This is a genomic window from Streptomyces sp. NPDC057253 (assembly GCF_042669125.1).
Taxonomy (GTDB): domain Bacteria; phylum Actinomycetota; class Actinomycetes; order Streptomycetales; family Streptomycetaceae; genus Streptomyces.
Window position 1 is genome coordinate 215,742 of sequence record NZ_JBHUXV010000002.1, and the last position, 13,209, is coordinate 228,950.

The following is a 13,209-nucleotide window of genomic DNA, read 5'->3' on the forward strand; positions in this document are numbered from 1 at the left end:
GGGGGACAGTGGTGGAGGGGCGGGGGACAGGGGTGGCACACGGCAGCACAGCGGGCGGCGATCCGCAGGAGGAGCTGGCCGCGCGACTGCGGCTGCTCCAGGAGCTGTCCAAGCGGGGCGTACGGGCCCTCGCACGGGACGCCGGACTCAGCTCGTCGTCGCTGTCCCGCTACCTCACCGGCCGGACGGTCCCGCCCTGGCCCGCGGTGATCGCCCTGTGCCGCCTGGTCCAGCGCGACCCCCGCCCGTTGCGCCCCCTGTGGGAGCGGGCCTCCACCCCGCTCCCCGCGCCGCCGAAGACCAGCCGTCAGGTCCCGCCCCCGTCGCCGCCCGCCGGGGTGCCGCGGCCGCCCCGCAACGACCTCCCGCGCGACGTGCCCGACTTCACCGGCCGCGAGGCCCAGCTGGAGGCCGTCCTCGACGGGATCGCCGACAGCCGGGTGATCGCCGTCGACGGCATGGCGGGCGTCGGCAAGACCTGCCTGGCGGTGCACGCCGCGCACCGGCTCGCCGCCGACTACCCGGACGCCCAGCTCTACCTCGACCTGCACGGCTTCACGGCGGGCCGCGAGCCGCTCGACCCCGACCGCGCGCTGCGGACCCTGCTCGCCGCGCTCGACGTGCCCTCCGAGAAGGTCCCGCAGGAAGGCGGCGTGGAGGAGCTCGCCGCCTGCTGGCGCTCCGAACTCGCGCACCGGCGGGCCGTCGTGGTCCTGGACAACGCGGCCGACGCCGACCAGGTCCGCCCGCTGCTGCCCGGCGCCGGCCCTTCCGTCGCCCTGATCACCAGCCGCAACCGGCTGCTGGGCCTGGACGAGGTCCCGCCGGTCTCCCTGGACGTCCTCACCGAGCAGGAGAGCGCCGAACTCCTGGCCCGTGCCGGCGGCGAGGCCGGCAACCCCGAGGGGCGCCTCGCCCGTGACCCCGAGAACACGGCGGAGGTGCTGCGGCGGTGCGGCCGGCTGCCGCTGGCGCTGCGGCTGACCGCGGCCCGGCTGCGGCACCGGCCGGGCTGGACGGTGGGCATCCTCGTCGAGCGGATGGCGGAGGGGGCGAGCGAGTTCGACACCGCGTTCGCCATGTCCGTACGGCAGTTGGACCGCGCGAAGGCCCGGCTGTTCCGTCTGCTCGGCCTGCTGCCCGGGTCCTCGTTCGACGAGTACGTGGCGGCGGCCCTGGCCGAGGTGCCGCTGCGCGACGCGCGGGCCATGCTGGAGGACCTGCTGGACGCGCACCTCGTCCAGGAGCCGGCGGCCGGCCGCTACCGGCTCCACGACCTGGTGCGCCAGCACGCCCGCCGGACCGCCATCGAGCAGGACTCCGAGGCGGACCGGGACCGGGCGCTCACCCGGGTCCTGGACTACTACGTGCACGCGGCCGCCGCCGCGGACGCCGCGATGCCGTTCCCGGGCCTGAGCCGCGAGGCCTCGGTGGACGGCCCACCGGCCGAACTGCCGCGGTTCGACCACAAGATCGCCGCCCTGATCTGGTTCGGCACCGAGTACCTGAACCTCCTGGCCGCGTTCGAGGCGGCGGAGAGCGCGGGCGCCGACCGGCATCTGTGCGAACTGCCGCGCTTCATGCGGGCGTACTTCGCCCGGCGCTGCGGCACCACGATGCTCAACGGCCTCTTCGAACGGTCCCTGGCCGCCGCGCAACGCCTGGGCGATCCCCTGCAACTGGCCGAGGCCCACAGCGACTTGGGCTTCGCCCGCTACAACGCGGGCCGCATGGCCGAGGCGGCGGCCGCGTACGAGACGGCGACCTCGCTGCTGTCGCACTCGGCGGACCTCCGCGCCGAGGCCGAACTGACCATGCGGCGCGGCTACTTGAGATGGGACGAGGGATACGTCGAGGAACCGCTCGGCCTGTTCCGGCTGGCCGGGAAGCTCTACGCGGACGCCGACTGCCCCATGGGCGCGGCCCACGCGACCGCGTACGAGGCCTGGGCCCTGCTCCAGCTGGGACACCGCGAGGAGGCCGCGCAGCTCGCCCGCACGGCGCTGGAGGTTCCGCACGCCGACGGGGCGTGGCCGCCCACGCTGACGGCCCTCATCACCCTCGGCGTGGCCGTCGCGCACGAGGACCCCGACGAGGCCACCGAGCACCTCCACCGGGCGCTCGCGCTCGCCCGGGAGGACGGCCACCGGCACAACGAGGCATGGTGCCTGAACTGCCTCGGCGTGGCCCTGCGCCGGACGGGCCGCTACGAGGAGGCCCTGGCCGCCCACGAGCAGGCGTTCACCCTGCTGGACGAACTCTTCGAGGAGCACTGGAAGATCCACTTCCTGAACCCCTACGCCGAGACCTGCCGCCTGGCAGGCCTCCCCGAGAAGGCCCGGACCCTCCACCACCAGGCCCTGACCCTCGCCCCGAAACTCGGCAACCGCCACGCCGAGTCCCTGGCCCACGAGGGCCTCGCGGCCCTCCTCGACGCCACGGACCCGGAGACGGCGACGGAACACCGAGCGGCGGCGCGGGCGGTATTGCCGGAGGTGCCGTAAGGAGTGTCGTCCAGCCGTCAGGGCTTCCCGGTGCGTCCCGTCACGTCCTGAGTCCGGCGACCAGGATTGCGATCAGTCGGCGGGGGTCGTAGCGCGGGTCGGTGTCCGCGCCGATGCAGAGGTTGCCGACGCCGCGCATCAACTCGTACGCCTCGACGCCGGAGCGGATCTCCCCGGCGTCGGCCGCGGCGTCGAGCAGCTCGGTGCACACGGGCACGAGGCGGTCCAGGAAGTACGCGTGGAGCGTGTCGAACCCGGAGTTGTCGGACTGCAGCACGCCCGCGAGCCCGTGCTTGGTGACCAGGAAGTCGACGAACTGGTTGATCCACTGCTCCAGTGCGGTGTGCGCGGTGGGGCTGCTCGCGAGCAGGGCGGGGCCGGCCTCGGCGCAGGCGTCGACCTGGTGCCGGTAGACGGCGATAATCAGGTCCGCCCGGGTGGGGAAGTGCCGGTAGATCGTGCCGAGCCCCACGCCGGCCTCGGCGGCGATGTCACGCACCGGAGCCTCGACGCCCTTGGCGACGAACACCGCGGCCGCCGCGTCGAGGAGCGTCTCCTTGTTGCGCCGGGCGTCCTTCCGGCGCGGGGTCTCGCGCCCTGAGCTGTCGTTCACCGTGCCGCTTCCTCCATCGCTTGCAAAAACGGAACGACGTTCCGTATCGTTCCGGAACGAGGTTCCGTTTGCCCATGATGGCAGAGCGGGACTCTCGCGACCAAGCCATGCCCTGCCGCGTGGCTTCACACCCTCCTGGAGGATCACGCTCATGCAGTACCGCACTTTGGGCCGCACCGGTGTGCAGGTCAGCTCCCTCGCGCTCGGCGCGATGAACTTCGGCCCGATCGGCCGCACCACGCAGGAGGAGGCCACCGCGATCGTCGACGCCGCGCTCGAGGCCGGGGTCAACGTCATCGACACCGCCGACATGTACGGCGACGGCGAGTCGGAGGAGATGGTCGGCAAGGCCATCGCGGGCCGTCGCGACGACCTCGTGCTGGCCACCAAGGCGGGCATGCCGATCGGCGAGGAGCGCAACCACCAGGGCAGTTCGCGCCGCTGGCTGGTCATCGAGCTGGAGGCGAGCCTGCGCCGCCTGGGCGTCGACCACGTCGACCTGTACCAGATCCACCGCTGGGACCCGAGGACCAGTGACGAGGAGACGCTGTCGGCCCTCACCGACCTCCAACGCGCGGGTAAGATCCGCTACTTCGGCTCCTCGACCTTCCCCGCCCACCGCATCGTGCAGGCGCAGTGGGCAGCCCGCGAGCACCACCTCGGCCGCTACGTCACCGAACAGCCCAGCTACTCCATCCTCCAGCGGGGCATCGAGACCCATGTCCTGCCCGTCACCCAGGAGTACGGCCTCGGCGTGCTGGCGTGGAGCCCGTTGGCCTCGGGCTGGCTGTCCGGCGCGATCCGCGAGGGCCGGGACATCACCACCCACCGCTCCGGGTTCCTGCCCGCGCGCTTCGACACCACCCTTCCGGCCAACCGGACCCGGCTCGCCGCCGTGGAGCGGCTGACCACACTCGCCGAGGAGGCCGGACTCTCACTGATCCAGCTCGCCCTCGGCTTCGTGACCGCGCACCCCGGCGTCACCAGCGCCCTCCTCGGCCCCCGCACGGTCGACCACCTGCACTCCCAACTCGCCGCCGCGGACACGGTCCTGACCGCCGACGTCCTCGACGCGATCGACGAGATCGTCACCCCCGGCACCGATCTGGCCCCGGAGGAGAAGTTCGACACCCCACCGTCCCTCCTCGACGCGACCCTGCGCCGCCGACCGCTGCCGCGGGCGTAGGGGGCGAAGGGGGCGAGGGGGCGTAGGAGCTGCGGGGCTGCGCGTCGGGGGCGCGGGCGTGCGCCAAGGCGGCTCGTTGCCCCGACGCGACCCGGCGCCGCCGCTGACCGCTGCCGCGGGCGAGGGGGACGAAGGTCTGCGAGGGGGCGTTGGAGTCGCGGGGCCGTGCGGCGCGGGTGCGGGCGTGCGCCGAGGCGGCTCGTGGCCTCGACGTGACCTGGCGCCGCCGCTGACCGCTGGCGCGGGCGAGGGGGACGAAGGTCTGCGAGGGGGTGTTGGAGTCGCGGGGCCGTGCGGCGCGGGTGCGGGCGTGCGCCGAGGCGGCTCGTGGCCTCGACGTGACCTGGCGCCGCCGCTGACCGCTGCTGCGGGCGAGGGGGACGAAGGGGTGCGAGGGGGCGTTGGAGTCGCGGGGCCGTGCGGGGCGTGCGCCAAGGCGGCTCGTGGTCTCGACACAACCCCGCGCCGCCGCTGAACGCTGGCGCGCGCGAAGGGGACCAGGGAAGCGAGGGGGGCGTAGGAGCTGCGGTGCCGTGCGGCGCGGGCACGGACGTGTACCAAGGCGGCTCGCAGCCCCTGCCGTGTGTGCCCGCGCCGCGCATCACGGCGCCCCCTGGCCCGTCCCGCCCCGCCCCGCCTGCCCCCGCGGCGCAAAAGCCAGGCCCCGAGCACCCCCAACCCCATGCCCCGCACCCCGCCGCCCCCCGTCACGTCGAGCCGAGTCGAACCAAGGACCCCGCCCCACGCACCGCCCACCCACCGCCGTACGCCCACCCACCGCCGTACAGGAAAGGTCTCCCACCCATGCCCCACCACCCCCCGCCCAGCTTCGGCATCATGACCGCCCCCATGCAGACCGGCTACCACGACCTCCTCCGCGTCTGGCGTGAGGCGGACGCCATCCCCGAAATCCGGCACGCCTGGCTCTTCGATCACCTCATGCCGATCGGCGGTGACCCCGACGGGCCGGCGTACGAAGGCTGGACGCTCCTGTCGGCGTTGGCCGCGCAGACCCGGCGGCTGCGGCTCGGCGTGATGGTGACCAGCAACCGGTTCCGGCCGCCCGCCGTGCTGGCCAAGATCGCCACGACCGTCGACATCGTCTCCGACGGACGGCTGGACTTCGGGATAGGCGTCGGTTCCCGACCCGACCACCCCCTCGCGAGGCGCGAGTACGAAGCCCACGGGCTTCCCTTCCACGACTCCGCGCACGCGGTGGGCAGCCTCGACGAGGCCTGCGCGCTGATCAGGCGCCTGTGGACCGAGGAGAAGCCCTTCGACGCGCACGGCACCTACCACCACCTCACCGGAGCCTTCGGCAACCCCAAGCCGGTCCAGCGCCCCCACCCCCCGATCCTCATCGGTGGCCGCGCCGCCTCGACCCTGCGCACCGCCGCCCGACACGCCGACCTGTGGAACATCCCCGGCGGCGACATCGAGGACGCCGCCCGCCGCAGCGCCCTGCTGGACCGCTACTGCGACGAGATCGGGCGCGACCACGCCGAGATCACCCGCTCGATCCACATCGCCGTCTCCTACGACGACCCCGCCCCCGCCCGCCGGGCCATCAGAGAAGCGATCACCGCGGGCTTCACCCACCTCGTCCTCGGCCTGCCGACGCCCTTTCCGGCCCACGCCGCCCAGTGGGTCGCCGACGAGCTCATCACCCCGTCCCTCTGACCCGGCCGTCACTTCCAGCCGTACGCGTACGCCGCCACCCAGGTGATCTCCAGCCGCGCGCTGCTTCCCGGCGCGGCCACCGGACCCTCCAGAGCGCTCTCGTTCTGGAGGACCCAGGACAGCGGCCGGTCCGGCACCCCGCGGGTGTCATGGCCCGTCAGCCGGCCGTCGACGAAGAAGCGGACATGACCCGGCGTCCACTCGGTGGACACCGTGTGCCAGCGCGTCCAGTCGTCACTGCCGGGGAAGTAGCCCTGCTCACCGCCCCCGCACGGATGGTGGAAGGAGCTGAGGGCACCGGTCCACTCGCCTTCGGGATGGTCCATCTCGCAGCCCCCGCCGTAATGCAGCCAGGCGGACTTGTACCCGGGTGCCGGCTCGGTGACCTTGATGCGGGCGCTGTACTTGCCGTACTTCATCTGCATCACCGCCCGCGGCACCAGCGCGGCGGCATGGACGGGGCCCCCGTCGGCCGGCCGCCACATCCGCACGGACATCCTTCCGTCGCCGTTCGCCGCGGGACCGACGCTCACGGTGTCCTCCGGGTGGTAGACCCCCACCACCTCCCGCCCCCGGCTGCGGGCCGTGTCGGGCCAACCCGTCGGATACGCCCACCAGTTGTCGCGGTACTTCCCCTTCAGCCCACCGCAGTAGGCGGCGGACGTGTCGACGTGGTGCTCGCAGTCGCTGAACGAACCCAGCGGTACCCGGTCGCCGTTGAAGTCCTCGGCGAGGACCTGCCAGAACGGCCCGCAGTCGCCGCGGGGCAGACGCGTGGTGGCGGCGTGGCAGGCGTCGGCGTCGGCGGGGGCGCCGTCGGCCCGGGGGAGGCCCAGAAGGCCGCCGACCACGAGCAGGAGGCCCGAGGCCATCACCAGGAATCGGCTGCGGTGGTGCGGCGCTGGGTGTGAACCCATCCCGGGGCTCCTTCAGGACCGGCGGCCGAAGTCGTCCCTCCTTGCCGCGCGGAGCACCGAATGGGCCGTGCACCGCGGGGGCGGACTGCACTTCGCGAAGGAAACATCCTCACCCGCGGAACCCCGCGGCGCCATCCCCCGTACCGGCCGCGCACCCCACGGCCGGCTGTGCCGCTTCAGAACTCCGGCTTCAGAACTCCGGCTTCAGAACTCCGGGCTACAGAACTCCCGCTTCAGAACTCCGGGCTACAGAACTCCCGCTTCAGAACTCGCGGTCGATGCCCGTCACGACCGCCGCGCCGAGCGCCGCGTCCTGTTCGGACAGACCGCTGTCCCGCAGGGCCCGGGAGACCAGTCGTACCGCCTCGGCCTCGGCCTCGGACCGGTCGGCGGCCTCGACCTCGATCCGCGCGGCGAACATGCCGTCGTCCTCCACGCTCAGCAGACTCAGCTCCTCGCTCTCCCCGAGGTCGGTGTTCCGGGGATCCTGGGGCCGCAGCCGTCGCCCGACGTCGGAGCAGACGCCGTCCGAGACCTCACGCAGGAACGTACCGGGGACAGTGATGACGTAGGTGGTCACGGGGACTCCTTTCTGACGTACTGACCGGTTCCCCACGACGACGATCGGAACCGGAGGCCACCGCAGAACGCCCGGGACGGTCGTCTTCGGGAACCGCCCCGGCATGTTCGCGGGAATCGGGGGTAAACGCGGCCAGGACAACCGCAACCTCGGGATGGGCGGACGATGACGACGTCGCTGACGGCCGGCACACGCAGGGCGCCGCGGGAGGCTTGGCCCCCGTACGGGGCGCCGGCGTGCCCCACCGCGTCCACGACGACCGCCTGCCCTGCCCACCGCACTTCGGCGAGGACGCCCATGAGGTGAGATCGGCCACGGGGTCACGGCCGTCAGGACGGGTACCCCGCGGGGACCCACGCGGCCGAACTCGCGTGGGCGGTGAATCGGATGGTCGCTCTGGCCCTTCCACTGCGTCGCCCCAGGGCGGCGGCCGAAGGCAGACGACATGTAGGGGCTGGGGAGGTCGGGACCACAGTGATCCCGGAGACTGAGGCTGCCGGGTCGGTGTCGACGACAGCAGCCGGTGCCGAGACGGAGTGGGAGCTCTGGGAGCCGTCGGTGCTGCTCGTGGAGGACGATCCCGGCGACGCGCTGCTGGTGGAGGAACTCGTCGTCGACGGCACCATGAAGCTGGACCTGCGGTGGGTGCGGTCGATGACCGAGGCCGCCGAGGTGCTCGCCACCGAGACACCGGATTGCGTCCTGCTCGACCTGCACCTGCCGGACGCCCAGGGTCTGGAGGCGGTCTCCCGCGTCCAGGGGCTGGCCGAGCACGTGGCGATCGTGGTCCTCACCGGGCTCGCCGAGGAGCAGACCGGGCTCGCCGCGGTCGCGGCCGGCGCACAGGACTACCTGGTCAAGGGTCGGGTGGAGCCCGAGCTGTTCGGGCGCGCGGTGCGCTACGCGATCCAGCGCAAGCAGACCGAACAGGCGGCCGTGGCCCTCCAGGCCGGTGCGCTCCAGGCCCAGGAGAACGCCCGCCTGGAACGCGGGCTGCTGCCCCGCCCCCTGCTGCGCGCCGAGGGCGTGGACGTGGTGGCGCGCTACCGGCCCGGCCGCGCGCAGACCCTCCTCGGCGGTGACTTCTACGACATCGTCCAGGCCGCCGACGGCACCCTCCACGCGCTCATCGGGGACGTCTCCGGGCACGGCCCGGACGAGGCGGCCCTCGGGGTCGCCCTGCGGATCGCCTGGCGCACCCTCGTCCTCAGCGGCATCACCGGCGCGGAGCAGATGGCCCGCCTGGAGGAACTGCTGATGGCGGAACGGGCCCGTGACGAGGTCTTCGCCACCCTCGTGAGCCTGGCCGCCGTGCCGGGGGAGCAGCGGGCGCATGTCGTACGAGCCGGTCACCACGGCCTGCTCAGACGCACCGGAGCCGATGTCGAGTGGGTGGAGGTGCCCGGCGGCCCGGCCCTCGGCATGGTCCCCGGCGGCGCGTGCTGGCCGATCGCGGAACTGCCGGTCCCGGCGGGGACGTCGGTGGTGCTCTTCACCGACGGACTCTTCGAGGGGCACGTCAGCCGGGGTCCCGAACGCCTCGGCGAGGAGGGCCTGTTGGCCCTCGCCCGGGAGGGAGCGGGGCTGGACCCGGAGGCGTTCGTCGACCGGCTGATCGAGAAGGCCGAGAGCCTGGCCGAGGCGCGCGGTGGCCTGGCCGACGATGTGGCCGTCGTTCATCTGAACTGGAACTGAGTGAGCGGGACGTGGTGTCGGAGCACGGAGTGAGGCAGGCGATGGGCGCGGTCCGGATCGGACGCCGACTGACGGTGCAGGGCTGGGTCTACCTGCTGCTGGCCGTACTGACGCTGCTGGTGGTGGTCGGCAGCGTGGTGGGCGCGAACCTGCTGAGCAGGACGGCGGAGGTCAGCGACCAGCTGCTGCGGCGCGTCCAGCCGGCGCAGAGCGAGGCGTACCGGCTCCAGGCGGCGCTGGTCGACCAGGAGACGGGCATCCGCGGTTACGCGATCACCGCGGACCGGCAGTTCCTCGACCCGTACACCCAGGGCAAGAAGGACGAGGCGCACTCGGCCGACCGGCTGCGCGCGCTCGTCGACGACCGCCCCGAACTGCTGGCCGACCTGAAGGCGATCGAAGGCCAGGCGGCCGCATGGCGCCGCAGCTACGCCGAGCCCCTCGCGGCCTCGGTCACCCCCGGCAGCCCGAAGCCGCCGGACCAGGTGAAGGCCGAACAGGGCCGGAAGGAGTTCGACCGCCTGCGCGCCCTGTGGACCCGCCAGGACACCGACCTCACGAAGGCGGTCCGGGACGGCCGCGCCGAGCTGACCCACGAACGCACGATCCGCGACTGGATCCTGGGCGGCATGGTGGCGGCCTTCCTGCTCGCCGGTCTCGGCTGCGCCGTCCTGGTCCGGATCATGGTGACCCGCCCCCTGGAGGCGCTGAGCACGGCGTCGAAGCGTGTCTCGGGAGGCGACTTCGGGTACGTCATCAGCGGCGGCGGCCCGGCCGACCTGATCGCCGTCGCCAACGCCGTCGAGGGCATGCGCTGGCACATCGTGGCCGAGCTGGAGGCCTCGCGGGAGCAGCAGCAGGAACTGGCCCGGCAGGCCGCGGACCTGGACGAGCAGGCCGTGGAACTGCGCCGCTCCAACGCCGAGCTGGAGCAGTTCGCCTATGTCGCCTCGCACGACCTCCAGGAGCCGCTGCGCAAGATCGCGTCCTTCTGCCAGCTGCTGGAGAAGCGCTACGGCGACGCGCTCGACGACCGGGGCCGGCAGTACATCGACTTCGCCGTGGACGGTGCCCGGCGCATGCAGGTCCTCATCAACGACCTGCTGACCTTCTCCCGGGTCGGACGCGTCAACGACGCACGGGTACCCGTCGGTCTCGACCAGGCGCTGGACAAGGCACTGGCCAACCTGGGCACCGCCGTCGAGGAGTCCGGCGCCCGCGTCGACCGCCCCGACCAGCTGCCCGAGATCGTCGGGGACCCGACCCTGCTGACCATGCTGTGGCAGAACCTGATCGGCAACGCCCTCAAGTTCCGCCGGCCCGACCGCGCTCCGCACGTGTCCATCACCTGCGGCACGGACCCGGACGAGCCCGGGAACCTGCTGATGACCGTCACCGACAACGGCATCGGCATCCCCGAGCCGTTCACGGAGAAGGTGTTCATCATCTTCCAACGGCTGCACAGCCGGGACGCCTACGGTGGTACCGGTATCGGTCTGGCCCTGTGCAAGAAGATCGTGGAACAGCACGGTGGCAGGATCTGGATCGACACCGCTCACACGGACGGCACGCGCTTCTGCTTCACCCTCCCGTCCCTTGTCGAGACCCCGGAGGCGTCCGGCATCGGCACCGAGGAAAAGGCCCTGACATGACCACCCCCGCCGCCAGCCCCATAGACGTGCTCCTCGTCGAGGACGATCCCGGCGACGAGCTGATGACCCGTGAGGCGTTCGAGGACAACAAGATCGGCAACACCCTCCACGTGGTGCGGGACGGCGAGGAGGCCCTGGACTTCCTCTACCGGCGCGGCGAGCACACCGAGGCGCCGCAGCCCGACCTGATCCTCCTCGACCTCAACCTGCCCAAGTACGACGGCCGTCAGGTCCTGGAGAAGATCAAGTCCGACCCGGAGCTGTCCCACATCCCCGTCGTCGTCCTCACCACGTCGGCGGCGGAGGAGGACATCCTGCGCAGCTACAAGCTCCACGCGAACGCCTATGTCACCAAGCCGGTCGATCTGGACCAGTTCATCGCGGCGGTCCGCCAGATCGACGACTTCTTCGTCCAGGTCGTGCGCTTGCCTCGCCACTTCTGACGGATACGGGGTGGGGCCGGGGGCCGCCGCGTCAGCTGCCGTCTTCGGCCGGGCCGGGGGACCCACTCGGGGCTGAGGGGCGAGGGCGCGCTGTCAATGACCGGCGCTCGGGTCTTCGGTGTGCCGGCTGTCTGCGACCGGCGCCGGGGTCTTGGGTGCCGCCGGCGGCCCGCGTCGGGTCTTCGGCGATGCCCGCTGTCCGCGGCCGGAGCCGGAGTCTTCCCTGGTGCTCTCCGCCCGCGGACCTGGGCCGGCGCCCGCTCGGCTCAGCATTGACGCCGAGAGCCCAGCCCGCCGTGCGTGACCTGATGTCCCCGCACCCTCGGGCCCGCCCACGCCCCACGCCCCCTCAGCCCGCGGCCTCCGCATCCTCCCGGTCCCGCAGGTACGCCTCCAGCTCCGCCGCCCCCGTGAGCAAGGCCCGCCCGCGGGTGGACAGCCGGGCGTGCCAGTCGGTCAGCGCGGCCTCCAGTGGCTCCAGACCACCGGCCGCCCGCACCTGGGCGAGCAGCGGCGCGATCTGCTCCAGCAGGTAACCGCCCCGTCTGAGCTGGTGGGCCAGCCGGGCATCCCGTACGTCGGCCTCGTCGTGGACGCGATTTCCGGTCAGCGGGTCGCGACCCGGGGTGGTCGGGTGCCGGCTCGCTGGTGAGCGCGCGTCTCGGCGAGGGGTATGCCTCTCTGCCCACGGCCCTCGGCGCGATCGGCCACCAGGGGATGCGGACCCCGGAACGGCCCACTGTCGGGGCCTGTTGTACGACCTTCCGGAGGACCCCTGCGTCGTCGATGCCCGCGGGCTCGCCACCACCCTCGCCGACCAGCACATCGAGCCCACGTGTCCCCTTGGTTCGGCTGCGCCCCGCTCGACCCGACCAGGCACGCCACCCGCACCTAGCGCGGAACAGCCAGCGGGCCGAACGGCCAGGCGTCGAACTCCCGTACAGCCCCCCGTAGTTCGTTCGAATCTCCAAACTTCCGGCGCAGTGGGTTACTTACGGCCTCGCGCACTGGTAGGAAACATTCCTAACAATCAGGTCTGGACCAATCTGCCACCCCCCACCTCCCTCTGGAGAACCCGTGGAACCTGACACAGTGCCCCCGGCCACCCACACCTCCCGCCGCACCGTCCTCGCCCTCATGGGCGCGGTGACCTGCGCCGGAATCCTCAGCCCCGCGCGCGCCACCGCGGCGCCCGCGGCCGCGCCCGGTCTCGACGACCCGGCGAAGAAGGAGATCGCCATGAAGCTGGTGTCGAGCGCGGAGAACTCCTCGCTCGACTGGAAGGCGCAGTACAAGTACATCGAGGACATAGGCGACGGCCGCGGCTACACGGCCGGCATCATCGGCTTCTGCTCCGGCACCGGGGACATGCTCGACCTCGTCGAGCTGTACGCCGACCGCAAGCCCGGCAACGTCCTCGCCAAGTACCTCCCGGCCCTGCGCCGCGTCGACGGAACCGACTCCCACGACGGCCTCGACCCGAACTTCCCCGGCGACTGGCGCAAGGCCGCCCGGGACACCGCGTTCCAGCAGGCCCAGAACGACGAACGGGACCGCGTCTACTTCAACCCCGCCGTCCGGCAGGGCAAGACGGACGGCCTGCGCGCACTCGGCCAGTTCGCCTACTACGACGCCATCGTCATGCACGGCGACGGCGGCGACGCGACGAGCTTCAGCAGCATCCGCCGACGTGCGCTGCGCCAGGCCAAGCCGCCGGCGCAGGGCGGCAACGAGACGACGTACCTCAACGCCTTCCTCGACGCGCGCGTGTGGGCGATGAAACAGGAGGAGGCGCACAGCGACACCAGCAGGGTCGACACCGCGCAACGCGTCTTCCTGCGCCAGGGCAACCTCGACCTGAACCCGCCCCTCGACTGGAAGGTCTACGGCGACAGTTACCACATCGGCTGATGCGGCAGCGGCCCGGCGCGGGGCTCAC

Annotated in this window: 10 protein-coding genes and 1 pseudogene; 7 read left to right on the forward strand and 4 right to left on the reverse strand. The window is 72.5% G+C overall.

The genetic code is table 11. The features are described from left to right. Positions 1-32: 32 nt before the first annotated feature. Positions 33-2,504 (forward strand): ATP-binding protein, encoded by a 2,472-nt coding sequence (locus ACFULQ_RS02040; protein WP_383536788.1) that lies wholly within the window; start codon positions 33-35, stop codon positions 2,502-2,504. A 40-nt stretch (positions 2,505-2,544) separates the two neighbouring features. On the opposite strand, the gene ACFULQ_RS02045 is transcribed toward ACFULQ_RS02040, so the two are convergent. Continuing rightward, complete coding sequence (locus ACFULQ_RS02045; protein WP_383536790.1) at positions 2,545-3,117, reverse strand: TetR/AcrR family transcriptional regulator; 573 nt, start codon at positions 3,115-3,117, stop codon at positions 2,545-2,547. 151 nt (positions 3,118-3,268) lie between these two features. Here ACFULQ_RS02045 and ACFULQ_RS02050 point away from each other — a divergent pair, with 151 nt between their 5' ends. Beyond that, positions 3,269-4,303 (forward strand): aldo/keto reductase, encoded by a 1,035-nt coding sequence (locus ACFULQ_RS02050; protein WP_383536793.1) that lies wholly within the window; start codon positions 3,269-3,271, stop codon positions 4,301-4,303. 804 nt (positions 4,304-5,107) lie between these two features. Further along, complete coding sequence (locus ACFULQ_RS02055) at positions 5,108-5,983, forward strand: LLM class flavin-dependent oxidoreductase (RefSeq protein WP_383536796.1); 876 nt, start codon at positions 5,108-5,110, stop codon at positions 5,981-5,983. 8 nt (positions 5,984-5,991) lie between these two features. On the opposite strand, the gene ACFULQ_RS02060 is transcribed toward ACFULQ_RS02055, so the two are convergent. Beyond that, the gene (locus ACFULQ_RS02060; protein ID WP_383536798.1) at positions 5,992-6,900 is read right to left on the reverse strand and encodes a glycoside hydrolase family 16 protein; all 909 of its coding nucleotides are present in this window, start codon (positions 6,898-6,900) and stop codon (positions 5,992-5,994) included. A gap of 262 nt (positions 6,901-7,162) precedes the next feature. Then, a complete protein-coding gene (locus ACFULQ_RS02065; RefSeq protein ID WP_383536800.1) occupies positions 7,163-7,480 on the reverse strand; it encodes a hypothetical protein in 318 nt (105 codons plus the stop codon). Between the two features lie 474 nt (positions 7,481-7,954). Here ACFULQ_RS02065 and ACFULQ_RS02070 point away from each other — a divergent pair, with 474 nt between their 5' ends. From ACFULQ_RS02070 to ACFULQ_RS02080, 3 genes are read left to right on the forward strand one after another with little or no spacing between them, the layout of a single operon-like run. Beyond that, positions 7,955-9,175, forward strand: coding sequence for a PP2C family protein-serine/threonine phosphatase (locus ACFULQ_RS02070; protein ID WP_383536803.1), 1,221 nt, complete (start codon positions 7,955-7,957; stop codon positions 9,173-9,175). A 41-nt stretch (positions 9,176-9,216) separates the two neighbouring features. After that, positions 9,217-10,827: a CHASE3 domain-containing protein gene (locus ACFULQ_RS02075; RefSeq protein WP_383536806.1), complete on the forward strand. Its 1,611-nt coding sequence runs from the start codon at positions 9,217-9,219 to the stop codon at positions 10,825-10,827. Continuing rightward, positions 10,824-11,270, forward strand: a complete 447-nt coding sequence (locus tag ACFULQ_RS02080) for a response regulator (protein WP_383536809.1) — start codon at positions 10,824-10,826, stop codon at positions 11,268-11,270. The genes ACFULQ_RS02075 and ACFULQ_RS02080 overlap by 4 nt, the downstream gene beginning before the upstream one ends. Positions 11,271-11,619: 349 nt before the next feature. Here ACFULQ_RS02080 and ACFULQ_RS02085 read toward each other — a convergent pair. After that, positions 11,620-12,044 (reverse strand): annotated as a pseudogene (locus ACFULQ_RS02085) (MerR family transcriptional regulator); the annotation flags it as partial. A 363-nt stretch (positions 12,045-12,407) separates the two neighbouring features. Between ACFULQ_RS02085 and ACFULQ_RS02090 the strand changes: the two are divergent. Next, positions 12,408-13,181 carry a chitosanase gene (locus tag ACFULQ_RS02090; RefSeq protein WP_383536831.1) on the forward strand — a complete coding sequence of 258 codons (774 nt, stop codon included), beginning with the start codon at positions 12,408-12,410 and terminating at the stop codon, positions 13,179-13,181. Positions 13,182-13,209 lie beyond the last annotated feature (28 nt).